The organism is Aurantimonas sp. DM33-3, from assembly GCF_014334315.1.
GTDB classification, from domain to species: Bacteria; Pseudomonadota; Alphaproteobacteria; order Rhizobiales; family Rhizobiaceae; genus Aurantimonas; species Aurantimonas coralicida.
In genome coordinates this window covers 371284-394904 of record NZ_JACSGS010000002.1, presented here as the reverse complement: position 1 = coordinate 394904, position 23621 = coordinate 371284, and the positions used below count along the sequence as shown (strand labels likewise).

The following is a 23621-nucleotide window of genomic DNA, read 5'->3' as shown; positions in this document are numbered from 1 at the left end:
TTCTGCCGGCCTCCCTGTCACGATACGGCGGCGATGAGGACTTCACCCGGATGATGAGCAGCAACGAGGCCGCGCACCCGTTCTATCGCCCGCTCTGGGTGCGGGTCTGCCTGGTCGCGTCGCTGATCGGCTGGTCGGCGCTGGAGTGGTTCCACGCCGCGTCCTTCTGGGGCATCGTCACCGCCGCCGCGGCGGTCTGGGCGATCTGGACCTTCTTCGTCACCTACGATCCGAACGCCGCAAAGGGCGCCAAGAACGACACCGGCCCGCACGCGCCGGAGGGCGCGAACGAGCCGGATTGATGCGACGAGCCGTGGCCCGCGCCGCCGTCAGGGCCGCGAGATGTCCAGCGGCCGCTCCTTGATGTCGAGGATGGCGCCGATCGCCTCGCGCAGGTTCTTCGGCTGCCGGTCTTCCTGGCTGAGGACGAAGACGAGCAGCGAGCGCCCGGTCACCTCGAAGACCTCACCGAACTTGAAGGACGGCACGTCGGTGCGATCCGGCGTGTTGGTGTCGATCAGGCAGACCCAGCGCTTGCCTTCCGGCACCTCGGGCAGTGTGAACTCCACCACGTCGTGGTAGGAATTGGTGATGATCAGCAGCGTGGCGTCGTCGCCGCGCTTCTTGATGCCGGTCGGCTGGGCACGGCCGTCGAGCAGCATGCCGAAGCATTTCGCACCCTCCTCGTCCCACTGCTCCTGCGCCATCTCGTCGCCGGTGGGCGACAGCCAGGTCACGTCCTTGACGTCCAGTTCCTCGTTGTACTCGCCGACGAGGAAGCGGCCGCGATGCAGGATCGGATAGGCGCGGCGCACGGCGATCAGCTTGCGCGTGAACTCCTGCAGCGCCCGGCCGTCCTTGCTGATGTTGTTCCAGTCCAGCCAGTTGATCTCGTTGTCCTGGGCGTAGGAATTGTTGTTGCCGTCCTGGGTGTGGCCGAACTCGTCGCCCGCCAGGATCATCGGCGTGCCCTGGGACAGGAGCAGCGTCGCCAGCATGTTGCGCTTCTGGCGCTCGCGCAGCTCCTGGATCTCCGGATCGTCGGTCGGACCCTCGACGCCGTGGTTCCAGGAATGGTTGTTGGAATGGCCGTCGTTGTTGTCCTCGCCATTCGCCTCGTTGTGCTTGTCGTTGTAGGAGACGAGGTCGTTCAGGTTGAAGCCGTCATGGGCGGTGATGAAGTTGACGCTCGCCCACGGCTTGCGGCCGCGGCTGTTGAACAGGTCGCCCGAACCCGAGATGCGGCGGGCGAACTCCGGCAGCACGCCGTCGTCGCCCTTCCAGTAGGAGCGGACCGTGTCGCGGAACTTGTCGTTCCACTCGGCCCAGCCCGGCGGGAACTGGCCGACCTGATAGCCGCCCGGGCCGATGTCCCACGGCTCGGCGATCAGCTTGACGCGGCTCAGCACCGGGTCCTGGCGGCACACGTCGAGGAAGCCGCCGCCCTCGTCGAAGCCGTGCGGCTCGCGGGCGAGGATCGTGGCGAGGTCGAAGCGGAAGCCGTCGACGCGCATTTCGTTGACCCAGTAGCGCAGCGAATCCGCCACCATCTGCAGCACCCGCGGATGCGACAGGTTCACCGTGTTACCGGTGCCGGTGTCGTTGATGTAGTAGCGCTTCTGGTCGGGCAGCAGCCGGTAGTAATTGGCGTTGTCGATGCCCTTCTGGGAGAGCGTGGGGCCCAGTTCGTTGCCTTCGGCGGTGTGGTTGTAGACCACGTCGAGGATCACCTCGATGCCGGCATTGTGGAACTGGTTGATCATCTCCTTGAATTCGTTGACGAACGGCGTCTGGAGGTAGCGCGGCGCTGGGGCGAAGAAGGCGAGGCTGTTATAGCCCCAGTAGTTCTTCAGCCCCTTCTCGATCAGGTAGCTGTCGTCGACGAAGGCATGGATCGGCAGGAGCTCGGCCGAGGTGACGCCGAGCGCCCGCAGATATTCGGCGACGCGCGCATGGGCGAGACCGGCGAAGGTGCCGCGCTCGGCCTCGGGAATGCGGGTGTTGAGCTTGGTGAAGCCCTTCACATGCATCTCGTAGGTGATCGTGCGCTCCCACGGCACCATGGGATGGGTCGCAGAGCCCCAGGTGAAGGCCGGATCGATGACCCGGCACTTGGGCATCAGATGCGCGCTGTCCTGGTCGTTGAAGGACAGATCCTTGTCGGCATGGTCGAGCTGGTAGCCGAACAGCTCCGGACCCCATTCCAGATTGCCCACCAGCTGCTTGGCATAGGGGTCGATCAGCAGCTTGTTGGCGTTGAAGCGGTGGCCGGCCTCGGGCTCGTAGGGGCCGTGGACGCGGAAGCCGTAGACGGTGCCCGGACGCGCTTCCGGCAGATAGCCGTGCCAGACCTCGTCGGTATATTCGGGCAGTTCGATCCGCTCGCGCTCGGTGACGCCGTCGTCGTCGAACAGGCAGAGTTCGACCTTGGTAGCATTGGCCGAGAAGATGGCGAAGTTGACGCCGAGACCATCCCACGTGGCGCCCAGAGGGAAGGGCCGCCCTTCGCGGACCACGGCGCGCTGCTGCACTTGCGGGGCGGACTGCCTGGGCGAGTCGATCATGAATCAGGTTTCCTGGGTAAGAAGGCAGGCAGCAACGCCGGACCCCGCGGTCCGGTTCCCCGCGCATGCGCGCTCATGTGCGAATCCGTGAACCCGGCGGTAACCATGTTGCCGGCTATTGCCCCAGCATTGAGGGAACGTCGCAACTTCCGTCGCCGCCGCGTGTTTCGTCTTTGACGATCGGCGGAACAGGTCCCGATAACCATTACGGGACACGGGTATCGCCCATTTAACGGGCGCTTCATCGGTTCCGGCGACGATCGGCACGCAATGAACCGAGTGACCGACGATGCCTGCCCCAAGTTTTGAACAGATCCTCGACGAGGTCGCCACCGCTGAAGCCGCACTGGCCCAGAATGGCGCGGGTCCTCGCAGTTCGCCGGGATTCTGGTCGGCCTTCGCCCGCATCGTTCCGCCTCGCTCGGCTACGGCCGGGAGCGCCCGCAAGAAGCCGGTGACGCCGGAGCCGATGGATCTGCCCGACGCGGCGCAGCCGCCGAGCGTCGATCCGGCAGTGATCCTCGATGAACTCGGCCTGCGCCCGGGCATGACGGCCGCCGAACTGCAGGGCGTGCGCCGCAGCTTTGCCCGGCGCAATCATCCCGACGGCTACGGCCACGACTTTCCCGTCCAGGCGACGACCCGGATGCAGATCGCCAACGCGCTGATCGACCAGGCGCTGAAGAAGATCCTGCCCTAGACGCCGCTCGCGTCGCCATCGCGGCTTACCCGGTCAGCCGGGCTTTGCCGCCGCGATCTCAGCGGTGAAGCGCTTCTCGAGCTCCGGGTCCAGCTCGGCCGGTGCGAGGTTCACCCCGGCCGACAGCCGGTCTGCGATGGTCACCAGAGCGGTGACCCGCGCATATTTCTTGCTGTTGGCGGCGATCACCGTCCAGGGCGCGGCGGCCGTATCGGTGCGATCCAGCATGTCGTCGGCAACCGTCAGATACTCGTCCCATTTGTCGCGATTGCGGAAATCCTCGTAGGACAGCTTCCAGCGCTTCAGCGGGTCGTGCAGGCGCCGCTCGAAGCGGTCGAGCTGCTCGTCGCGGTCGATATAGAGGAAGATCTTGGCGATCTTCACGCCGTCGTCGACCAGCAGCTTCTCGAAGCCGTTGATCTCGTCATAGGCCCGGCGCCATTCCGGCTCGCTGGCAAAGCCTTCCACCCGCTCGACCAGCACGCGGCCGTACCAGGAGCGGTCGAAGACGGCGATCTCGCCCTTGGCCGGAAGGCGCGACCAGAACCGCGCCAGGTAATGATGCGACAGCTCGGTCGGCGTCGGGGCGGCGATCGGCCAGACCTTGAAGCCGCGCGGATCCATGACGGCGGCCATGCGGCGGATCGCGCCACCCTTGCCGGCCGCGTCCCATCCCTCGAAGACGACGACGGCCTTCTCCTTGCTGTTCAGATAGGCCTGCTGGATCTGTCGGAAGCGAAGCTGCACGGCCTCGAGCCGGGCATCGTATTCCTTGCTGCCCAGCTTGGCGCTCATGTCGAGCGCTTCGAGGCGCCGCTTGCCGCTCTGATCGTCCATGCCGTCCTCGCATCAGGGTTTGTCACGCCCCCAATTAGGGCACGTGCACCGGATTCCGACGAGGCGGGACGAATTCAGGGCACCCGCGCGCAAGACGGCCATGCAGCGGCGGCGAGGGGGGCATGCGCCGGCGGGCATATCGTCAGCCGGCCATATGGCCTACAAGCGGCGAACCGAGCGCCGTGCTCACACCCGACGACCAGTGCGTGACATGCACCCGACCAATCGAATGCTCCTCGGCGGTTTCCTGACGCTGGCCATCGTTATGGGCGTCGGCCGCTTCTACTACACGCCCCTGCTGCCCCTGATGCAGCGCGATTACGGCTTCGGACCGGACATCGCCGGCATCGTCGCGGCAGCGAACTTTGCCGGCTATCTCGCCGGCTCGCTGATGGCGACCTTCATCAGCCGGGGCGCCCCGCGGCTCGCCGCCTTCCGGATCGGCATCGTCGCCAGCATCGTCACCACCTTCGCCATGGGGATGACCGACGATCTGGCGCTCTGGCTGGTCCTGCGCACCGTCTCGGGCCTCGCCAGCGCCTTCGCGATGATCGCCGCGGCCGGCATGGTCGCCGAGGCCCTCGCCGCGATCGGCGCCGAAGCCCGGCTGAGCTGGATGTTCGGCGGGGTCGGCATCGGCATTGCCGGATCGGGGCTGCTGGTCCATTTCGCCGCGCCCTTCATCGATTCGGCCGGGCTGTGGATGGCGGCGGGCCTCTTGACGGCGATCCTGGCGCCCATCGTCTTCATCGAGATCGGCGAGCGCGATCTGCCCGCCACCCTGCGGGCGCCCGATCCGCGCCGCCGTGTGCCACGACCGCTGCCGTTCTGGCCGCTGATGCTGAACTACAGCTGCGAAGGGCTCGGCTATTCGGTCTTCGCCACCTTCATCGTCGCGATCGTCAAGTCGCGACCGGGGCTGGAGGGCATGGGCGACTGGGTCTGGATCATCGCCGGGCTGGCCGGCCTGCCGAGCTGCCTGTTCTGGTCGCGCATGGCCGAACGCTTCGGCTTCTCCGCCGCGCTGATGGCCGCCTATGCGGCGCAGATCGTCGGCGTCCTGCTGCCGGTCGTCTCGGACTCCGGCGCGGCCGCGCTCGTCGCCGCGGTGCTCTTCGGCGGCACCTTCATGGCCATCACGCTGCTGACCATTCCGCTGGGGCGGCACGGTCTCGGCGGTCGCGGCTTTGCCGTCCTGACGGCCGGCTTCGGCCTCGGCCAGATGCTCGGCCCGCTGATCGCCGGCTTCCTCGTCGCGGGCGACGGCAATTACGACATGGCGCTGGCCGGATCGGCCGCCGTGCTCGGGATCGGCCTGGTGGCCCTGGCGGCGGCGATCCGGATGCGGCCCGCCACCGTCTGACCCGTCATCATCCCCCGGGTGCAGGTCAGGGCTGCGGCGCGTCCTCCGGCAGGCTGGCGTCGGCGTTTTCCAGCGCCTCGATGAACGTGTCGCACCAGATTTCCGACGTGCCGGCGAAGACCGCCTCGCGCATGCCCTCCCAGCGCCGCTTGCGCTCGTCGAAGGGCATGGTCAGGGCCCGCTGCAGGGCGCGCGCGACATCGTCGGTCGAGTAGGGATTGACGATCAACGCATCGGGCAGCTCGGCCCGCGCTCCGGCAAAGCGCGACAGCACCAGGACGCCCGGATCGTCGGGGTCCTGCGCGGCGACGAATTCCTTGGCGACGAGGTTCATGCCGTCGCGCAGCGGCGTGACCAGGCAGACCCTTGCCGCGCGGTAGATGCCGGCCAGCGCCCGGCGGGTGAAGCCGCGGGTCATGATCTGGATCGGCGTCCAGTCGAGGGTGGCGAAGCGGCCGTTGATGTGGCCGGCCAGTTCCTCCAGCTCGCGCCGCAGCTCGACATAGGCGCCGAGCTCGGATCGCGACAGCGGCGCCACCTGCAGGAACTGCACGTTGCCGCGGTTCTCAGGATAATCCTCGAGCAGCCGCTCGAAGCCGCGGAAGCGCTCCACCAGGCCCTTGGAATAGTCCATCCGGTCGACGCCGACGATCTGCAGCCGCTCGCCGGCCATGTCGCGCAGCATCTCCTCGTGCTCGCCGGCTTCCGGCGACACGGCGAACCGTTCGTAGCCGGGGGCGTCGATGCCGATCGGGAAGACCCGCGCCGTCACCACCCGGTCGCCGACCCGGATGCGATTGTCCGACAGCTTCTGGCCGCCCAGTTCGCGGATGCAGAAGGCGAGGAAATTGCGCCGGTCGGTGTCGGTCTGGAAGCCGACGAGATCGTAGGCGAGCATCGCCCGGACGATGTCGTGGCTGGCCGGCAGCGCCGTGAAGATTTCCGGCGGGCAGAAGGGGATGTGCAGGAAGAAGCCGATTCGGCCTTCGAAGCCGCACTGGCGCAGTTCGGAGCCGAGGAAGAAGAAATGATAATCGTGGACCCAGACGATGTCGTCGTCGTCCAGCATGGGCGCCAGCCGGGCGGCGAAACGCTGGTTCACCGAGCGGTAGACGCGTTCCGACTGCCGGTCGAACTGGGCGAGGTCGAGCCGGTAGTGCAGCAGCGGCCAGAGCGAGCGGTTGGCATAGCCGAAATAGAAGCCCTCGAGCTCTTCCTGGTTCATGTCGATGGTGGTCATCGACACGCTGTCCTGCACCTCGGTATGGGCTTCGCTGAAGGTCCCCTGTTCCGACGTGTCGCCACTCCAGCCGAACCACAGGCCACCGCGCCGCTTCAGCGCGTCCGACAGCCCGACCGCCAAGCCGCCGGCCTTGCCCTCGTCATTGAGGGGACCGACCCTGTTCGACACCGCCACCAGTCGCCGCTGCCCGTCCGCCATCGTCTCCCGTCTCCTGTTGCAAAGCCGCCTTCGGCTTCGTCGTCGTGATTGCCGTTTGGTCCAGCCTCCGGCGCTCCCTCAGGAGGCCGCGGCGATCCAGGCGTGAACGGCGGCGATGTCCGGCAGCCGGAACTCCGCCACGCTGGTCTTCTCGGCGCCGCCCACCTTGATGGAGACGCCGCCCTGGTTGCGCACGTGGCGCAACGCGAATTCGTCCGTCGTGTCGTCGCCGACATAGACGGGAATGCGGCCGGCAAAGGGCGCATCCTCCATCATCGCGGCGACGGCCTTGCCCTTGTCCATGCCGGCGGGATGCACCTCGACGATGCAGTCGCCATGCATGACGACGAGGTCGTCGCGGCCTTCGGTCGCCTGCGCCATGATGCGCTCGGCCAGATCCTGCAGGTCCGGAGCCGTGCGGTAATGCAGGACGAGGGCGGTGTCCTTGTCCTCCAGATGCAGGCGCCGGGCGGACTCTACCGCGCTGGCGATGCGGTCACGCACCGGGTCGAGGGTCTCCGGACCGGCCAGCATCTCCACCGCGCCGTCGGGGCTGCGCCGACGCTCAAGCCCGTGGACGCCGGCCGCGGCAAAGCGGTCGGGCGACAGGAAGCGGTCGAGATCGGCGATGCGGCGGCCGCTGACGACGGCGAGCGCGCCGTCCAGCTTCCGGGCAAGGCCGGCCAGCTCCCGTTGGGCAGCGGGCTGCATCGCCACGGCCTGCGGATCGTCGACGAGCTCGACCAGCGTCCCGTCGAAGTCCAGAAAGACGGCGTGACGGGTCGTGTCGAGGGCGGGGGGGAATGCGGATTCTTGTACCATCTCGGTTGCAGTACATAGCATCCGGAACGCCCGCGGCCACAGGATCGATACGAAAGTCGACCGGTTTCTCCCCGACCGCATGCGCCCGGGGAAGTGACGCCGGGCGCGGATCGCCGCTCTGCCGGCTAGCGGGCCTTGGCGCAGGGCTTTGCCGAAACACCCAGCCGCGCCACGGTCGCGGCATCCGCCGCCGCCGAGACCGGCAAGCCGTGCGCTGCCTGGAAAGCCGTCAGCGCGGCCTCGGTGCCGGGACCGAAGATGCCGTCGACGACGAGGCGGTGGCCATGGGCGACGAGGGCGCCCTGCAGCCGGCGGACACGGTCGCCGCGCGCCCCGCGGCGCAACTCGCCTGTTGCCGGGTCCGTACCCAGCAGGCCTCTCGCCTTGCGCAGGGCGGCGGCGATCTTCTCGTCATAGCGATTGCGGCGATAGGCCGGGCCGTTGTAGCGCCGGGCAAAGCCGGCAACGTCGCCATTGATCAGGCGGTCCGCGAGCCGTCCGGCGGCGAGAAACCGCGCCGCGATCTCGAACTGCCCTTCGGCCGAGGCGCGCGCCGCCGCCGCGAGATCGGCGGCATCGCCATAGCCGAGCGCCTTCCAGTGCGAGCCCATCACCTGGCAAAGTCCCCAGGAGACCGACGCAGCGGCCGCCGCCGCATCGATCGCGGCCGCTGCGTCGAAGAGCGTCCAGCGGGCGCTCTGGGAGGCGGGATTGCGGATACGCCCGGCCCGCGGATCGGCCAGCCCCGCCGCCCGGGCGCGCTGTCGCGCCGGCCCCGACAGCAGCCGGTCGAAATAATGGCCCTCGAAGCGGATCAGCGGTTCGCGGCGATCGCCGATACGCGCGAACGCCACCGCGTTGGTTTCCACCAGCGCGACGGCGACCAGCACCGCCGCGTCGATGCCGCTCGTCTTCGATACATGGCGCGCTGCGCCGAGAACCGCCTGATCCACCCTCATCGCTCCCTCCGTCCCGTCACCACGATCAGTGTCGCCGCATCAAAGCGGGCGGGGAGAAAACAACGGCCGCCCCTCAGGCGAGGGACGGCCGAAATGGACGGGGTGGATGTATGCGAAGCCGCAACGTCAGGCGGCTGCGGGCAGGTCCGTCTCGGCCGGCATCTGCCGGAAACCGGCGGCACGCGGGCGTGCATAGCGGGCCTCGACCTCGCCGGCGATCATGTCCGCCGTCACCGCCGACAGGGTCCAGCCGAGATGGCCGTGGCCGGTGTTGTAGAACACCCCGGCCGCCCGGCCGGCGCCGACCCGCGGCATCATGTTCGGCATCATCGGGCGCAGGCCCGCCCAGGGCACGACCGAATCCGTGGCGATCTCCGGGAAGCGCGTGCGGCACCACTCGACCAGCGGCCGGATGCGGGCCGCCTTGATGTCGCGGTTCTCGCCGGCGAATTCCGCGGTACCGGCGATGCGCAGCCGGTCGGCGCCGAGGCGGCTGGTGACGACCTTGGCGTGGTCGTCGAGAAGGCTCACCCAGGGCGCGCCGGCCCGGCTCGCCTCGTCGGTGAGGTTCACCGTCACCGAATAGCCCTTCACCGGGTAGATGTTGACCCGGTCGCCGAGCTGGCGGGCGAAGGCGCGGCTGGCGACGCCGGCGCAGACGACGATGCCGTCGAAGCGCTGCTGGCGCGGCGCGTCCTGGGGCCGGCGGCCATCCTTCCAGGTCACGTCGACGCCTTCGGCACCGCGCGAGGCGAGCTTGCGCACGTCGGCATCGAAGGCGAAGGTCGCGCCCTTCCGCCGGCAGGCCTCGGCGAGGTGGCGGGTGTATTTGTGGATGTCGCCGGTGAAGTCGGATTCGGTGAAGAAGCCGCCGACGAAATCCCCGCGGATCGTCGGCTCGATGGCGGCGATCTCGGCCGGCGTCACCGCGTCGCGGCGCAGGCCGCCCTCGGCCAGGAGCCGGTTCACGCCGGCGGCATGGGCCATCTCCGCGCGGCTTTCATAGACATGCAGGATGCCGCGCTTCTCGGCGTCGAAGTCGAAGCCCTCGCGTTCGGCGGCGTCCAGCAGGTGCCGGCGCGCCGCGATCGCCAGCCGGGTGGTGGCGATGGTGTTGGCCTCGTAGCTGCGGGCGGCGAGGACGAATTCCATCATCCAGGACAGCTTGTGCCACGAGGGCGAGGGATGGACGAGCAGCGGCGCGTCCTTGCGCAGCATCCATTTCAGGCCCTTGAGGAAAGTGCTCGGCTGGTTCCAGACCTCGGCGTTGGAGGCCGAAAGCTGTCCGCCATTGGCGAAGGAGGTTTCCATGGCGGCATGGGCGTGACGGTCGAAGACGGTCACGTCGAAGCCGCGCTGGACGAGCTGATAGGCGGTGGTGACGCCGGTGATGCCGGCGCCGATGACGGCGATGGAGGTCATGACGATCCTTTCGCCCCGCCGCAGCGGGGGCGTCGTTCATGCCCCTCCCGTCATGAGCCTGAGAGCTTCGCGGCCGCGGAGGAATTTCCGGCAGCCACTTTCTCCTTCGGCGGACGCCCGATGAATGGCCGTCGCTCTTCGGAATTTGCAGAGACGCAGGCGGTTCTTTTGCCTGAGAGTTTCCGGGGCGGTTGCTCCTTCGGCGCCGGCCTTGCGGCCGGTCTCTCCCGCTAGCGTCTGTGGGCTTATCCTATGCTTTTCGCGGGGCGCCGGCAAGCGGCGTCGGCGCGCGGCCAGCCATGTCGGCAACGCAGGTATGAGCCTCGCGGTTGGCGGCTCGCTGACGGCGCGCCTCAGTCGATGCGCAGGCCGCTCGACGTGTCGAAGCGGTGCAGGGCCGAGACCGGCGCGGCGGCGCGGACCTTCGTGCCCGGCTCCAGATGGCTGTAGCCGGCCACCCGCACGGCGATCTCCGGACCCTTGTCCGGCAGCGCGCCGTAGACGTAGCTCTCGGCGCCGACCACCTCGACGCCGCTGACGGTGAGGTCGCAGACGAACTCGCCGGGCGCGGCTGGCGCGTCGGCGAGAAGCCGCATGTGCTCGGGGCGGATGCCGAGCGTCACGCCGGACGCGGTTCTGGCACCAGCGTCATCAAGGCCGCTGATGCCGGCCACGTGCGCGGCCTCGCCGCCGATCGGCACGAGGTTCATCGCCGGCGAGCCGATGAAGGTGGCGACGAACAGGCTCGCGGGACGCTCGTAGATGTCCATCGGCGAGCCGGCCTGCTCGATGCGGCCGGCATTCAGCACGACCAGCCGGTCGGCCAGCGTCATCGCCTCGAGCTGGTCGTGGGTCACGTAGAGGCTGGTGGTGGCGAACTGGCGCTGCAAACGCCGGATCTCGGCGCGCATCTGGACCCGCAGCTTGGCGTCGAGATTGGACAGCGGCTCGTCGAACAGGAAGGCCGCCGGCTCGCGCACGATGGCGCGGCCCATGGCGACGCGCTGGCGCTGGCCGCCGGAGAGCTGGCCGGGCTTGCGCGACAGGAGCGGCGCGATCTCCAGCACCTTCGAGGCCTCCTCGACGCGCCGGGCGATCTCGTCCTTCGCCATCTTGCGGTTCTTCAGGCCGTATTCGAGGTTCTGGCGCACGCTCATATGCGGATAGAGGGCGTAGTTCTGGAACACCATGGCGATGTCGCGCTGGGCCGGCTCCAGGTCGTTGACCACCCGGTCGCCGATGGTGATCGTGCCGGAGGAGATCGCTTCCAGCCCGGCCACCATGCGCAAGAGCGTCGACTTTCCGCAGCCGGACGGGCCGACGAGGACGACGAATTCGCCATCGGGAATGTCCAGCGAGACGCCCTTCACGGCCTCCACATTGCCGGCATAGACCTTGCGCACGTCCCTCAGTTCGATGCCTGCCAAGTTTACTTCTCCGCTTCGACGAGGCCGCGTACGAACCAGCGCTGCATCAGGACGACGACCAGGACGGGGGGCGCGATCGCCAGGATCGCCGTCACCATGACCAGATGCCATGGCGTATCGGCGTCGGCGAAGGACACCATCTTCTTCAGGGCGATGACGATCGTGTTCATCTGGTTGTCGTTGGTGACGAGCAGCGGCCACAGATACTGCGTCCAGCCATAGATGAAGAGGATCACGAACAGCGCCGCGATATTGGTCTTGGAGAGCGGCAACAGGATGTCGCGGAAGAAGCGCATCGGCCCCGCCGCGTCGACCCGCGCCGCCTCCACCAGTTCGGACGGGATGGTCATGAAGAACTGCCGGAACAGGAGCGTCGCGGTGGCCGAGGCGATCAGCGGCAGGATCAGCCCGGCATAGGTGTCGATCATGCCGAGATCGACCATCACCTTGTAGGTCGGCAGGATGCGCACCTCGACCGGCAGCATCAGCGTGATGAAGATCAGCCAGAAGAAGGTCATGCGCAGCGGGAAGCGGAAGAACACGATCGCGAAGGCGGACAGGATCGAGATGACGATCTTGCCCACCGCGATGCCCAGCGCCATCACCGAGGTGTTGAACAGCAGGGTCCAGACGCTGACGCCGCCGATCCGGTCGACGCCGCCGAACAGCGCCTCGCCGTAATTGTCGAAAAACTGGTCGCCCGGCACCAGCGGCAGCGGCGGCCGCAGGATGGTCTGCAGCGTCTGCGTCGAGGCGACGAAGGTGTAGTAGATCGGGAAGGCGACGATCGCCAGGCCCAGCACGAGAAGCACGTGGGCGACCGGCCGGCCGATGGGGCTGCGTTCGATCATGGTCGGCGGTTCCGGGGATCAGCCATAGTGCACCCGCCGTTCCACGTAGCGGAACTGCACCGCCGTCAGGGCGATGACGATCGCCATCAGGATCACCGACTGGGCCGCCGAGCTGCCGAGGTCGAGATTCACGAAGCCGTCGATATAGACCTTGTAGACCAGCGTCTCGGTGGCGCGCGCCGGCCCGCCGGCGGTGACCGCGTCGATGATGCCGAAGGTGTCGAAGAAGGCGTAGACCGTGTTGACGACGAGCAGGAAGAAGGTCGTCGGCGCGATCAGCGGGAAGACGATGGTCCAGAACCGCTTGGTCGAGCCGGCCCCGTCGATGGCGGCGGCCTCGGTCAGGGATTTCGGGATCGACTGCAGCGCCGCGACGAAGAACAGGAAGTTGTAGCTGATCTGCTTCCAGGCGGCCGCCACCACCACCAGCAGCATCGCCTGGTCACCGTTCAAGAGCGGGTCCCAGTTGTAGCCCGACCGGCGCAGCATGTAGGCGAAGGTGCCCATGGCGGGGTTGAACATGAACAGCCACAACATGCCGGCGACGGCGGGCGCCACCGCATAGGGCCAGATCAGCAGGGTGCGGTAGAAGCCCTTGCCGCGCACGACCTTCTCGGCCGCCGACGCCAGCAGCAGCGCCAGCGCCATGGCGAGGATCGCGGTGGAGAAGGAGAAGATCGCCGTGACCTTCACCGCATTGAGATAGCCGGGATCGCTCAGCACCGAGCGGAAATTGGCGAGGCCGACGAAGGTCGTCTTCAGCCCGAACGGATCCTGGCGCAGCACCGACTGGTAGAGCGCCTGGCTGGCCGGCCAGTAGAAGAACACCAGCGTGATCGCCACCTGCGGCGCGAGCAGCAGATAGGGCAGCCATTTGTTGGGAAAGACGGCTTTCGACACGGCGTCTCTGGGACTGGGCCGCCGCGCATGGCGCGTGACGACGGGAAAAGGGCGACAGGCAGAACAACGCCGGGCGGTCGAACCGCCCGGCGTCGGTGACTTTGGCGCTTACTGCGCTTCGGCGATCGCCTCGTTGCCGAGTTCGACGATCTTGTCGAGCGCGGCCTGGGCGTCCTGCTGGCCCGACAGCATCAGCTCGAACTGCTCGTTCTCGATGTCGCGCAGCTGCGGCAGGTTCGGCAGGCGCACGCCCTTGGAGTTCTCGGTCGGCTCCTTGCCCATCATCTGCAGGATCGGCGTCTCGCGGCCCGGGTTCTTCTCGTAGAAGCCCGAATCCTTGGTCGCCTCGTAGGCGTCCATGGTCACCGGCAGGTAACCCGACACCTGGTGCAGGCGCGACTGGATCTCGGTCTGGGACAGGAAGTTGAAGAACTCCGCGATGCCCTTGTACTCCTCGTCGGACTTGCCGCCGAAGACCCAGAGGCTGGCACCGCCCGGGATGGTGTTCTGCGGCGCGCCCTCGGCATTGGCGTCATAGGGAAGCTGGCCGATGCCGTAGTTCATGCCCGACTTGACGATGTCGCCGAGACCGCCGGAGGATTCCGTCAGGATCCCGCACTCGCCCGACAGGAAGAGCTGCTTGGCTTCCGAGGTGCGGCCGCCGTAGCGGAAGACGCCGTCCTTGGCGAGATCGGCGATGTCCTGGAAGTGCTGGACATAGAGCGGCTCGTTGAGCTTCAGCTCGACGTCGGTGCCGGCCAGGCCGTTCTCGTTGGTGCCATAGGCCACGTTGTTCCACGCCGCGAAATTCTCGAGGTGGATCCAGGTCAGCCAGGTCGAGGTGTAGCCGCACTCGGCCGCGCCCGATTCCTTGATGGTGCGGGCCGCCGCGAACACGTCCTGCCAAGTCTCCGGCGGGCTGTCGACGTCGAGGCCGGCTTTCTCGAAGATGTCCTTGTTGTAGTACAGGATCGGCGACGAGGAATTGTACGGGAAGGACAGCATCGTGCCGTCCGGCTTGGAGTAATAGGCGACGATGCCGGGCAGGTAGTTCGACTTGTCGAAGTTGTAGCCGCCGGCTTCCAGGACGTCGGCGACCGGCATGACCGCACCCTCGGCGCCCATCATCACGCCGGTGCCCACGTCGAAGACCTGGATGATCGCCGGCGGCTGCTTGGCGCGGAAGGCGGCGATGCCGGCGTTCAGCGTCTCGGGATAGGTGCCCTTGAAGACCGGGGTGATCTTGTAGGCGTCCTGGCTCTCGTTGAATTCCTTGGCGAGCGTGTCAACGACTTCGTTGTTGGCTCCCGACATCGCGTGCCACCACTGCAGCTCGGTCACGGCGATGGCCTGACCTGCGCCAGCGACCAGCGCGCCCAGCGCGACGGCGGCGCCCAGAATTTTGCGGTTCATCATGTTTCCTCACCCTTGATGCGACTCTCGGGCCCTGTTGCCGAGCTCGTTGCAAGCCGCTTCTCTAGGAGTGCTTCAAAACCGATCGGTGACACAAGCATGAAGGTTCGATGACAGTGGAAAAACTCGGTATGGCGGCTGTAACGACCGTGATCCGGCGCACGTCGTGCGCCTGTTGGCGGCCGTCAGCCGGATTCAGGCTGCAACGTGCGAACCGCGCAGCACTGGCCCGCGCAAGCTGCGGCGGCATTCCCAAAATCGTTCGCAAGGATTAGGACATGTCCCCGTGCGCGTCCGCCGGAGGGGGCAGGGCCCGCGTGCCAAATGCCATTGGGGAGATACGCATGGCCTTGATCACCTATCTGACGAAGATCCAGTTCGAGGTCGGCGCCGCCAGCCTGCTCGGCGCGGAATTGCGCGAACTGGGCGTGCGCACGCCGATGATCGTCGCCGACAAGGGGATCGTCGCGGCGGGGCTGGTGGGGCGGGTGCTGTCGGCCGGCGGCCTGCCTGTCGACACGGTGGTCTTCGAGGGCACGCCCGAGAACCCGACCGAAGCGGCGGTCAACGCGGCGCTGGCGCTCTATCGCGAGCATGGCTGCGACAGCCTCGTGGCGATCGGTGGCGGCTCGCCCATCGACCTGGCCAAGGCGGTGTCGCTGCTGGCCACCCATGCCGGACCGCTGGAACAATACGCCGCGATCCTCGGTGGCATTCCGAAGATCACCGCGAACAAGCCGCCGCTGATCGCCATTCCGACGACCGCGGGCACCGGCAGCGAGGTCGGGCGCGCCGCGCTCGTCACGCTCGACGACGGACGCAAGCTCGGCTTCATCTCGCCGCACATGATTCCGAGCGTTGCGATCTGCGATCCGGAACTGACCGTCGGCCTGCCCTCGGGGCTGACCGCCGCGACCGGCATGGACGCCGTCACCCACTGCATCGAGACCTATCTGTCGCCGCGCTACAATCCGCCGGCAGAGGCGATCGCGCTGGACGGGCTGGCCCGCGCCATGCGCTGGATCCGCCGGGCGACGGAGGCCGGCGACGACATCACCGCGCGCAGCGAGATGATGATGGCGGCGCTGCAGGGCGGCATGACCTTCCAGAAGGGGCTCGGCGCGGTCCACTCGCTGTCGCATCCGCTGGGCGGACTGAAGAGCGTGCGCCTGCATCACGGCACGATCAACGCCATCCTGCTGCCGGCGGTGCTGCGCTACAACGCGCCATCCGCCGAGGAGAAATACCGGGCGCTGGCCGCTGCGATGGGGCTGGAGGCGGGCGCCGATCTGGCCGCGGCGATCACCGCGCTCAACCGCGATCTCGCCATGCCGACGACCCTGTCGGAAATGAACGTGCCGCGCGACTGCTTCGGCCTCGTCGCCGAGGGCGCCGAGCGCGACCACTCGACGGCCACCAATCCGCGCCCGGCCGTCACAGCCGACTTCCTGAAACTGCTCGAAGAGGCCTATTGAGCCGAAAGGCGCAACGCCTGGCTCGGGAGGTTATCGAGGATTGACGAACCGGGCGCCGGGCGCCCGGTCGTCATTGGCTGGATCAGCCCTTCGGCTTGGGCCGCGGACGGCGTGGCTTGGCGCTGCCGGGACCGGTGCCGCCCTTGCGGTTGAACGGCTTCTTGCTGAAGCCGCCCTTGCGGTCGGAATCGCCCCCGCCCGGTGCGCCCGTCGGGGAGATGGTGATGTCGTCGCCGTCGCTGACTTCGGCGGCATCGGCAAAGCGCTTGGCGACGCTCTCGGAGATCTCGAACTTCGTCTCGCGATCGAAGATCTTGATCATGCCGATCTCCTGCCGGGTGATCTTGCCGCGGCGGCACAGCAGCGGCAGGATCCACTTCGGATCGGCGTTGTTGCGGCGGCCGACATCCATGTGGAACCACACCATCGGGCCGCTGGCCTGATCGCGCTCCTTGCGCGGCGTGCGTTCCTTGCCGGCGAAATCCTTGCCGGCCTTCGGGTCGGGGCCGAAGCCGGGATCGAAGACGTCCTCGGGCGCCGGCAGGCGCGAGCGATAGAGCCGTGCCAGCGCTGCGGCGACGGCTTCGGGCGAATGCTTCTCCAGGAGGCTGCGGGCGACGGCGAGATATTCCTCGCTGGACTCCTGCGCCAGCACGGGATCGGTCAGAAGCCGGTCTTCGTCGAGCTTGCGGATCGCGTCGGCCGAGGGCGTGCCGCCCCATTCGGCCCGGATGCGCGCTTCGGCCAGAAGCCGCTCGGCCTTGCGGCGGCGCGAGATCGGCACCAGCAGAACCGAGATGCCCTTGCGCCCGGCGCGGCCGGTGCGGCCACTGCGGTGCTGCAGGGTTTCGGCGTCGCTCGGCAGATCGGCGTGAATGACCAGCGCGAGACCCGGCAGGTCGATGCCGCGCGCCGCAACGTCGGTGGCCACACATACCCGCGCACGCCCGTCGCGTAGCGCCTGCATGGCCTGGTTGCGCTCGGCCTGGCCGAGTTCGCCCGACAGCGTCACCGCCGAAAAGCCGCGCTCCAGAAGGCCGGAGGACAGATGGCGCACCGCCTCGCGGGTGTTGCAGAACACGATCGCGCTCGGCGCATCGTTGTAGCGCAGGACGTTGACGACGGCATGTTCCAGCTCGTTCGGCGCGATCCGGATCGCCTTGTATTCGATGTCGGCATGGGCTTCGCTGCTGCGCGTCGCCTCGATGCGCAGGGCGTCGCGCTGGTAGCGCTTGGCCATGGACGAGATCAGCTTCGGCAGCGTCGCCGAGAACAGCAGCGTGCGGCGCTCGCGCGGGGTGGCCTCCAGCAGGAACTCCAGATCCTCCCGGAAGCCGAGATTGAGCATCTCGTCGGCTTCGTCGAGCACCAGCGCCTTCAGGCCGCCGATCTGCAGGGCGCCGCGTTCGAGATGGTCGCGCAGGCGGCCGGGCGTGCCGACGACGATGTGGGCGCCCTGGGCGAGCTTGCGCTTCTCGGTGCGCGGATCCATGCCGCCGACGCAGGTCACCATTTCGGCGCCGGTCTGGGCGTAGAGCCAGGCGAGTTCGGTCGTCACCTGCATGGCGAGTTCGCGCGTCGGCGCGACGATCAGCGCCATCGGCGCGCCGGCCGGGCCGAAGCGCTCGGCTTCGCCGAGCAGGGTGGGGGCGAGGGCGAGCCCGTAGGCAATGGTCTTGCCCGAACCGGTCTGGGCGGAGACGAGGAGGTCGCGGTCGGCCGCCTGCGGCTCCAGGACGGCGTCCTGGACGGGGGTCGGGTCGACATAACCGCGCTCTGCGAGCGCGTGAGCGAGTGGCGTGCTCGTCGTGCGAAACGGCATCTGGTAATCCTTGGGTATCGGCAGTGGCGGCGGCAACGAGCACGCGCGCGAGTGGCGGCATTTCCGCCCAGCCGCGCCCCCTATTGCACAGGCAGGGCCGCGGCTCAACCGAAACGGCGCCTGCCGGTGCTCTCCGGGCGGCCCACGCAGGCAGTTTTTGCGCGCCGATCGCCGTCCCGATGGTGCATGCACTGTGCACTGCCGCAGCGGAATATCGTCATTCCGGGACAGCCCCCGCTTGCATCGCGCGTCATTGCCCACCATTCTGTGCCGGCGCGCGGGCGGTACGTCCGGCGCCGACTGGAAAAACAGGTAGTAAAATGGCTCAGACTGGTACGGTGAAGTTCTTCAACATGGACAAGGGCTTCGGCTTCATTAGTCCGGATGCGGGCGGAAGCGATGTGTTCGTGCACATCTCGTCCGTCGAGCGCTCCGGCATGACTTCCCTCACGGAGAATCAGAAGGTTTCCTTCGACACGGAACCCGATCCGCGCGGCAAGGGCCCCAAGGCGGTCAACATTCAGCCCGCATAATTCGGCCAGCTGGACCGTTTCGTCCGCTCCCCGTCGGGCCCGTCGCGAGACGGTTTCCGGCAGGCGCCGAAACGCCCGCTGATCGACCTGCCCGCAGACGGGCTCGATCGCTGCACCGGCTTGGCCGAAGCGATCGCCCGGATGCCCGCCGCGGGTGGCAGACACGACCGTGCCGGACCTTCCTGAGGCCCGGCACGGCAACGAGACCGATCAATGTTCTTCACGGCCGACACGCATTTCAACGATCCACGCGTCCTGCGGATCGACCGGCGCCCCTTTGCCGATCTTGCCGACCATGATGCCGCGCTGATCGATCGCTGGAATGCCGTTGTGGGGCCGGACGACATCGTCTGGCATCTTGGCGATTTCGCGCGCGGCGATGCCGCCGCCAAGGCCGCCCTTCTGTCCCGCCTCAACGGCCGCAAGCAGCTCGTCACCGGCAACAACGACGATGCCGACACGATCGCCGCGCCCGGCTGGGAAACCGTCCAGGCCTATCGCGAACTCACCATCGCCGACCGCCGAATCGTCCTGTGCCACTACGCCTTCCGCACCTGGAACGGCATGGGCAAGGGCGCCATCGACCTGCACGGCCATTCCCACGCGCGGCTGAAGAAGATGACCCGTCAGTTCGACGTCGGCGTCGATGCCTGGGACTTCCGGCCGGTCACGCTGGACCAGATGCTGGCCTCGCGGCCGCAGCGCCGCAAGGCGGCCGGTCCCGTCGACAAGGCATCTTCCAAGCCCCAGGCGAGCCCCGCGAGGCCGTAGGCGTCAGTCCGCCAGCGGCAGCCGGATGGTCTGGTCGAGACCGCCGCCGGCGCGGTTGGCGACCACGATCGAGCCGCCGGTCTGGTCGATGATCTCCTTGGCGATGGCCATGCCCAGACCGGCACCGGGCTTGAACTGGCGGCGGCCGAGATCGACCCGGAAGAACGGCTCGAAGGCGCGCCCGAGCAGCTCTTCGGGAATGCCCGGCCCGTCGTCGGCGAGGCTCACCACGGCATCCTGCCCGTCGCGGGTCAGCGCCACCCGCGCCCCGCCGCCATGCACGGCGGCATTGTCGACGAGGTTGCGCAGCGCCCGCTTGACCGCCAGCGGCCGGGCCCGGATCGACAGCGCCGGCCCGTCGAGGCGGGGCGGCTCCACCGGCCTTCCGATCTCGCGCAGCTCGGCGATGATCTCGGTCAGCAGGCGGTCGAGCCGCACTTCTTCGAGCGAACCTGCATCCACTTCCTCGCGCACCAGCCGGATCGCGCTGTCGGCGATGCGGTCGAGCTCGGCCAGATCCTTCAGCCAGACCTCCCGGTCCTCGTCGGGCAGGAACTCGGCGCGCAGCCGCATCCGCGTCATCGGCGTGCGCAGATCGTGGCCGGCGGCCGCCACGAGGCGCATGCGGCTCTCCACCGCCTCGCGCACCCGCGTGGTCAGCCGGTTGAGCGCGGCGGCGGTGGCCCGCACTTCTGCCGGCCCGTCCTCGGGAATATGGGCGGGCAGGCCGTCGCGGCCGACGGTGGAGACCGCCTGGTCGAGAATGCGCAAGGGGCGGGTCATCTTGGTGGCGACGAAGATCGAGACCGCGGCGGCGCCGACGACGACCAGCGTCATGTAAAAGACGAAGATCGGCCAGTTGCGGGGCGGAAACCCGGTATAGGGCAGATAGGCCCAGCGGCCCGGCGCAAATTCCAGCGCCAGTTGCCGGGTGCGCGCGGCCGGGTCGCCGACGACCCGCACCGGGATCGACAAGCCCTTGGCCGCCACGGCGCTGGCGATGCCGCGGGCGTCGCGCACCCGCATGTCGTCTTCGCGCACCGGCTCCGGACCGACCTCGATGCCGAGCCTGTCGGCGGCCGCCGGGTCCTCGACCAGCAGCGCGGCGACGATCCGTACCTCCTCGGCGAAGACCTCGCGAAAACTGTCGCGGTCCGGCCGTTCCAGGACGACGATGGAGACCAGCGAGGCGACCGCCACAACCCCGACGATGGCGAGGACCAGGAGCAGCGCCAGGCGCGAGCGCAGCGACCTCATGGCTGGCCGTCCCCGGTGCCCGGGGCAGCTTCGCTCCGCTCCACCCGGGCGGCGAACTGGTAGCCGCCATTGCGCACCGTCTTGAACAGGCGGAACACGCCGCCGTCGTTGAACTTGCGCCGCAGCCGGCTCATCGTCACGTCGACCGAGCGGTCGAAGGGATCGGCGGTGCGCCCGTGCAGAAGATCCATCAGGATGTCGCGGGACAGAACACGGCCCGGCCGCTCCAGAAAGATCATCAGGAGATCGAACTCGGCCCCGGTCAGGACCACTTCGGCTCCGTCCGGGTCGGTGGCGAGGCGCCGCTCGGGATCGACGGTGAAGCCTTCGAAGGTGAAGCGCGTCGGTGCCGCATCAGCCTGGGCGGCGTCCCCGCCGCCGCCACGGCGCAGCACGGCGCGAATGCGCGCGGCCAGTTCGCGCGGATTGAACGGCTTGCCCAGATAGTCGTCGGCGCCGATTTCCAGCCCGATGATCCGGTCGACGTCTTCCTTCAGCGCGGTCAGGAGGATGATGGCGATCTCCGGTCGCCGGTCCTTCAGGTCGCGGCAGATGTCGAGACCCGAGCCGTCGGGCAGCATCACGTCGAGCACGACGAGATCGATGCGGGCGTCGGCGATCTTTTGTTCGCAGGCCCGCCGGCTGGCGGCGATGGTGCAACGGAAGCCCTGGCTCTCCAGATACTTCCCGAGCAGGCGTCCGATCTCGGGGTCGTCGTCGACGACGAGGATGTGGGGCTGGCTCATGCGGGGCTCTCGAATGATGGCTCTCGCCCTTCTGTGACCGGGCTGCGCGCGGGACGCGAGACCATTCTTGTAACGGCGCGTTGCAGGAACCGCGGCCCGCAACATTGCGTAACAAGTTTCCGTGTCGGCGACACGCTTCGCAACATTCTGCCGCATCCTCGCAACATCGGCGCACTAGCTTCGGTTTCGGTAGTCACCAAGGGAAGGGAATCTCCATGACCTCCAAGCACAGCCAGACGAACACCCGCCGTTCGCACCGCCTTCTGGGTCTCGCCGGCGCCGCGCTCCTCGCCAGCGCCGCCGCCACTTCGGCCTTTGCCCAGACGACGCCGGCACCCGCCGCGCCGGCCGCGGCCACCGCCTCTTCCGAAAATGCCGGCCAGCGCGGCGACAACAAGCGGGTCGCAGAGCATCGGCGCGAGCGCGGCGGCAAGCATCATCGGGCCGGCCGTGGGGGCCGTGGCGGACATCACGCCATGCACCGCATGTTCACCCCGGCCAAGGTCGCCGGCGCGCTCGCCGCGATCGAGACCGGTATCGGCGTGCGGCCCGACCAGATGGAAAGCTGGCGCGCCTTCACCGCGGCGCTGGTGGACTTCGCCGACGCCTCGCAGCCGCCGCGCATGGGCCGGGGCAACGACCGCGGCGGCATGCGGATGATGCCGAATGACGACGCCGGCCCGGCCGATGCGGCCGATGACGAGGCCGCCGACGACCAGACCACGATCGATGCGGACGAGACGGACGACGCGGACACCATGGCCGAGGCCGATGCGCCCGAGGCAGGTGACGACGCGGCCGCGCGGGGCGACCGCGCCTTCCGGATGCTCGACCGCATGGCCGACCGCGCCATCGAGCGCGGCGACAAGGCCGAGACGCTGAAGAGCGCGCTCGCCGATCTGCAGGCGACGCTGACGCCGGAGCAGGTCACCACGGCCCGCAAGATCGTGCGCTCCATGATGCGCGATGCCCGCATGGAAATGCGCGGTGGTCGCGGCGGCGAGCGCGGCGGTCATCACGGCCGGATGGAGCGCGGCGGTGGCCGTGACCATGGCGAGATGCATCGCCGGCATCACGGCGGCGACAAGCGCGATGGCGGCGAGCGCCGGCACCAGCGCCACCATGGCGGCGGCGAGCAGCGCCCCGACCGCGGCTGATCTTGTCGCCCATTGACGAACGCCAGGCGGCCGGCCCTTCGGGGCCGGCCGTTTTCATGCGTGGTCTCAGCCGAGCGCGTCGGCGATGGCCTTGCCGCAATCGACCGTGCCGAGCGGGCCGCCGAGATCGCCGGTGCGCAGCTTGTCTTCCGCCAGCACGGTCTCGATCGCCCGAACGATCGCCGCACCGGCGTCCTTGTGGCCGAGATGGTCGAGCATCATCGCGCCGGCCCAGATCTGGCCGACCGGATTGGCGACGCCCTTGCCGGCAATGTCCGGCGCCGAGCCGTGGACCGGCTCGAACAGCGAGGGGAAGTCGCGCTCGGGATTGATGTTGCCCGACGGCGCGATGCCGATCGTGCCGGTGCAGGCCGGGCCGAGATCGGAGAGGATGTCGCCGAACAGGTTCGAGGCGACGACGACGTCGAACCGGTCCGGATTCAGCACGAAATGGGCGGTCAGGATGTCGATATGGTACTTGTCCCAGGCGATGTCTGGATAGGATTTCGCCATCTCCTCCACCCGCTCGTCCCAATAGGGCATGCTGATCGAGATGCCGTTGGACTTGGTCGCCGAGGTCAGGTGCTTCTTCTCGCGGGTCTGGGCGAGATCGAAGGCGTAGCGCAGGATGCGGTCGACGCCGGTCCGCGTCATCACCGTTTCCTGCAGCACGAATTCGCGGTCGGTGCCCTCGAACATCCGGCCGCCGACCGAGGAATATTCGCCCTCGGTGTTCTCGCGCACCACGAAGAAGTCGATGTCGCCCGGCTCGCGGCCGGCCAGCGGGCTCTTGACGCCGGGCATCAGCTTGACCGGGCGCAGATTGACGTACTGGTCGAACTCGCGGCGGAATTTCAGCAGCGAGCCCCAGAGCGAAATGTGGTCGGGCACGGTCTCCGGCCAGCCGACGGCACCGAAATAGATCGCATCATGGCCGCCGATCTGTGCCTTCCAGTCGCCCGGCATCATCTCGCCATGCTTGGCGAAATAGTCGCAGGAGGCGAAGTCGAATTCGTCGAACTCCAGCGCCAGGTCGAATTTCGCGGCAGCCGCTTCGAGGACCCGCAGGCCTTCCGGTACGACTTCCTTGCCGATGCCGTCGCCGGCGATGACCGCGATCCTGAGCGCGTTGGATGACATGGAGACCTCGTTCTGGCTGCG

21 protein-coding genes and 1 riboswitch are annotated in these 23621 nt (G+C 68.1%); of the genes, 7 read left to right on the top strand and 14 right to left on the bottom strand.

Annotated elements, in window-relative coordinates; all coding sequences use genetic code 11:
* Positions 1-50: 50 nt before the first annotated feature.
* The gene (locus tag H9Q09_RS04605) at positions 51-302 is read left to right on the top strand and encodes a DUF3329 domain-containing protein (protein ID WP_187390057.1); all 252 of its coding nucleotides are present in this window, start codon (positions 51-53) and stop codon (positions 300-302) included.
* A 27-nt stretch (positions 303-329) separates the two neighbouring features.
* Here the strand turns inward: H9Q09_RS04605 and glgX are convergent, their stop codons facing one another.
* Complete coding sequence (gene glgX / locus H9Q09_RS04600) at positions 330-2564, bottom strand: glycogen debranching protein GlgX (protein ID WP_024350721.1); 2235 nt, start codon at positions 2562-2564, stop codon at positions 330-332.
* Positions 2565-2853: 289 nt separating this feature from the next.
* Between glgX and H9Q09_RS04595 the strand changes: the two genes are divergently transcribed.
* Positions 2854-3264 carry a hypothetical protein gene (locus H9Q09_RS04595; RefSeq protein ID WP_050767596.1) on the top strand — a complete coding sequence of 137 codons (411 nt, stop codon included), beginning with the start codon at positions 2854-2856 and terminating at the stop codon, positions 3262-3264.
* A 33-nt stretch (positions 3265-3297) separates the two neighbouring features.
* Here the strand turns inward: H9Q09_RS04595 and H9Q09_RS04590 are convergent, their stop codons facing one another.
* Positions 3298-4101, bottom strand: coding sequence for a polyphosphate kinase (locus tag H9Q09_RS04590; RefSeq protein ID WP_187390056.1), 804 nt, complete (start codon positions 4099-4101; stop codon positions 3298-3300).
* Positions 4102-4312: 211 nt separating this feature from the next.
* Here H9Q09_RS04590 and H9Q09_RS04585 point away from each other — a divergent pair, with 211 nt between their 5' ends.
* The gene (locus tag H9Q09_RS04585; protein ID WP_187390055.1) at positions 4313-5464 is read left to right on the top strand and encodes a YbfB/YjiJ family MFS transporter; all 1152 of its coding nucleotides are present in this window, start codon (positions 4313-4315) and stop codon (positions 5462-5464) included.
* A 25-nt stretch (positions 5465-5489) separates the two neighbouring features.
* Here H9Q09_RS04585 and H9Q09_RS04580 read toward each other — a convergent pair whose 3' ends face one another.
* The 8 genes from H9Q09_RS04580 to ugpB all read right to left on the bottom strand — a co-directional run bounded on the left by H9Q09_RS04580 (position 5490) and on the right by ugpB (position 14702).
* Positions 5490-6905 (bottom strand): trehalose-6-phosphate synthase, encoded by a 1416-nt coding sequence (locus H9Q09_RS04580; RefSeq protein WP_024350717.1) that lies wholly within the window; start codon positions 6903-6905, stop codon positions 5490-5492.
* A 78-nt stretch (positions 6906-6983) separates the two neighbouring features.
* Positions 6984-7727, bottom strand: coding sequence for a trehalose-phosphatase (otsB, locus tag H9Q09_RS04575; RefSeq protein ID WP_228239250.1), 744 nt, complete (start codon positions 7725-7727; stop codon positions 6984-6986).
* A 125-nt stretch (positions 7728-7852) separates the two neighbouring features.
* Complete coding sequence (locus tag H9Q09_RS04570) at positions 7853-8686, bottom strand: N-acetylmuramidase domain-containing protein (RefSeq protein WP_187390053.1); 834 nt, start codon at positions 8684-8686, stop codon at positions 7853-7855.
* 126 nt (positions 8687-8812) lie between these two features.
* Entirely contained in the window at positions 8813-10108 is a 1296-nt protein-coding gene (locus H9Q09_RS04565; protein WP_187390052.1) for a D-amino acid dehydrogenase, read from the bottom strand.
* A gap of 150 nt (positions 10109-10258) precedes the next feature.
* Positions 10259-10348, bottom strand: a riboswitch (glycine riboswitch).
* 113 nt (positions 10349-10461) lie between these two features.
* Positions 10462-11535: a sn-glycerol-3-phosphate import ATP-binding protein UgpC gene (locus H9Q09_RS04560; protein WP_187390051.1), complete on the bottom strand. Its 1074-nt coding sequence runs from the start codon at positions 11533-11535 to the stop codon at positions 10462-10464.
* Positions 11536-11537: 2 nt separating this feature from the next.
* Positions 11538-12386, bottom strand: a complete 849-nt coding sequence (gene ugpE / locus H9Q09_RS04555) for a sn-glycerol-3-phosphate ABC transporter permease UgpE (RefSeq protein ID WP_187390050.1) — start codon at positions 12384-12386, stop codon at positions 11538-11540.
* Between the two features lie 18 nt (positions 12387-12404).
* Positions 12405-13286: a sn-glycerol-3-phosphate ABC transporter permease UgpA gene (ugpA, locus tag H9Q09_RS04550; protein WP_009211220.1), complete on the bottom strand. Its 882-nt coding sequence runs from the start codon at positions 13284-13286 to the stop codon at positions 12405-12407.
* A gap of 108 nt (positions 13287-13394) precedes the next feature.
* Positions 13395-14702 carry a sn-glycerol-3-phosphate ABC transporter substrate-binding protein UgpB gene (ugpB, locus tag H9Q09_RS04545; protein ID WP_187390049.1) on the bottom strand — a complete coding sequence of 436 codons (1308 nt, stop codon included), beginning with the start codon at positions 14700-14702 and terminating at the stop codon, positions 13395-13397.
* Between the two features lie 341 nt (positions 14703-15043).
* Between ugpB and H9Q09_RS04540 the strand changes: the two genes are divergently transcribed.
* Complete coding sequence (locus tag H9Q09_RS04540; RefSeq protein WP_187390048.1) at positions 15044-16174, top strand: iron-containing alcohol dehydrogenase; 1131 nt, start codon at positions 15044-15046, stop codon at positions 16172-16174.
* Between the two features lie 82 nt (positions 16175-16256).
* Here the strand turns inward: H9Q09_RS04540 and H9Q09_RS04535 are convergent, their stop codons facing one another.
* On the bottom strand, positions 16257-17996 hold the full coding sequence (locus H9Q09_RS04535) for a DEAD/DEAH box helicase (RefSeq protein ID WP_187390047.1): 1740 nt from the start codon (positions 17994-17996) through the stop codon (positions 16257-16259).
* A 320-nt stretch (positions 17997-18316) separates the two neighbouring features.
* On the opposite strand from H9Q09_RS04535, the gene H9Q09_RS04530 reads away from it, so the two are divergent.
* Positions 18317-18529, top strand: a complete 213-nt coding sequence (locus tag H9Q09_RS04530) for a cold-shock protein (RefSeq protein ID WP_009211216.1) — start codon at positions 18317-18319, stop codon at positions 18527-18529.
* A 213-nt stretch (positions 18530-18742) separates the two neighbouring features.
* A complete protein-coding gene (locus H9Q09_RS04525; protein WP_187390046.1) occupies positions 18743-19300 on the top strand; it encodes a metallophosphoesterase family protein in 558 nt (185 codons plus the stop codon).
* A gap of 3 nt (positions 19301-19303) precedes the next feature.
* Here the strand turns inward: H9Q09_RS04525 and H9Q09_RS04520 are convergent, their stop codons facing one another.
* On the bottom strand, positions 19304-20557 hold the full coding sequence (locus H9Q09_RS04520; RefSeq protein ID WP_187390045.1) for an ATP-binding protein: 1254 nt from the start codon (positions 20555-20557) through the stop codon (positions 19304-19306).
* On the bottom strand, positions 20554-21303 hold the full coding sequence (locus H9Q09_RS04515; RefSeq protein ID WP_187390044.1) for a response regulator transcription factor: 750 nt from the start codon (positions 21301-21303) through the stop codon (positions 20554-20556). The genes H9Q09_RS04520 and H9Q09_RS04515 overlap by 4 nt, the downstream gene beginning before the upstream one ends.
* Before the next feature lie 215 nt (positions 21304-21518).
* Here H9Q09_RS04515 and H9Q09_RS04510 point away from each other — a divergent pair, with 215 nt between their 5' ends.
* Entirely contained in the window at positions 21519-22460 is a 942-nt protein-coding gene (locus H9Q09_RS04510) for a hypothetical protein (protein WP_187390043.1), read from the top strand.
* A 66-nt stretch (positions 22461-22526) separates the two neighbouring features.
* On the opposite strand, the gene H9Q09_RS04505 is transcribed toward H9Q09_RS04510, so the two are convergent.
* A complete protein-coding gene (locus H9Q09_RS04505; RefSeq protein WP_009211212.1) occupies positions 22527-23600 on the bottom strand; it encodes a tartrate dehydrogenase in 1074 nt (357 codons plus the stop codon).
* Positions 23601-23621 lie beyond the last annotated feature (21 nt).

Bases quoted from the DNA above. Each gene is read 5' to 3' on its own strand.
- H9Q09_RS04595 (WP_050767596.1), top strand. From the start codon at position 2,854: ATGCCTGCCCCAAGTTTTGAACAGATCCTCGACGAGGTCGCCACCGCT.
- H9Q09_RS04585 (WP_187390055.1), top strand. From the start codon at position 4,313: ATGCACCCGACCAATCGAATGCTCCTCGGCGGTTTCCTGACGCTGGCC.
- otsB (WP_228239250.1), bottom strand. From the start codon at position 7,727: ATGGTACAAGAATCCGCATTCCCCCCCGCCCTCGACACGACCCGTCAC.
- H9Q09_RS04605 (WP_187390057.1), top strand. From the start codon at position 51: ATGATGAGCAGCAACGAGGCCGCGCACCCGTTCTATCGCCCGCTCTGG.
- ugpB (WP_187390049.1), bottom strand. From the start codon at position 14,702: ATGATGAACCGCAAAATTCTGGGCGCCGCCGTCGCGCTGGGCGCGCTG.
- glgX (WP_024350721.1), bottom strand. From the start codon at position 2,564: ATGATCGACTCGCCCAGGCAGTCCGCCCCGCAAGTGCAGCAGCGCGCC.
- H9Q09_RS04570 (WP_187390053.1), bottom strand. From the start codon at position 8,686: ATGAGGGTGGATCAGGCGGTTCTCGGCGCAGCGCGCCATGTATCGAAG.
- H9Q09_RS04580 (WP_024350717.1), bottom strand. From the start codon at position 6,905: ATGGCGGACGGGCAGCGGCGACTGGTGGCGGTGTCGAACAGGGTCGGT.
- H9Q09_RS04565 (WP_187390052.1), bottom strand. From the start codon at position 10,108: ATGACCTCCATCGCCGTCATCGGCGCCGGCATCACCGGCGTCACCACC.
- H9Q09_RS04530 (WP_009211216.1), top strand. From the start codon at position 18,317: ATGGCTCAGACTGGTACGGTGAAGTTCTTCAACATGGACAAGGGCTTC.
- H9Q09_RS04590 (WP_187390056.1), bottom strand. From the start codon at position 4,101: ATGGACGATCAGAGCGGCAAGCGGCGCCTCGAAGCGCTCGACATGAGC.
- H9Q09_RS04505 (WP_009211212.1), bottom strand. From the start codon at position 23,600: ATGTCATCCAACGCGCTCAGGATCGCGGTCATCGCCGGCGACGGCATC.
- H9Q09_RS04515 (WP_187390044.1), bottom strand. From the start codon at position 21,303: ATGAGCCAGCCCCACATCCTCGTCGTCGACGACGACCCCGAGATCGGA.
- H9Q09_RS04525 (WP_187390046.1), top strand. From the start codon at position 18,743: ATGTTCTTCACGGCCGACACGCATTTCAACGATCCACGCGTCCTGCGG.
- ugpE (WP_187390050.1), bottom strand. From the start codon at position 12,386: ATGATCGAACGCAGCCCCATCGGCCGGCCGGTCGCCCACGTGCTTCTC.
- H9Q09_RS04540 (WP_187390048.1), top strand. From the start codon at position 15,044: ATGGCCTTGATCACCTATCTGACGAAGATCCAGTTCGAGGTCGGCGCC.
- H9Q09_RS04510 (WP_187390043.1), top strand. From the start codon at position 21,519: ATGACCTCCAAGCACAGCCAGACGAACACCCGCCGTTCGCACCGCCTT.
- H9Q09_RS04535 (WP_187390047.1), bottom strand. From the start codon at position 17,996: ATGCCGTTTCGCACGACGAGCACGCCACTCGCTCACGCGCTCGCAGAG.
- H9Q09_RS04520 (WP_187390045.1), bottom strand. From the start codon at position 20,557: ATGAGGTCGCTGCGCTCGCGCCTGGCGCTGCTCCTGGTCCTCGCCATC.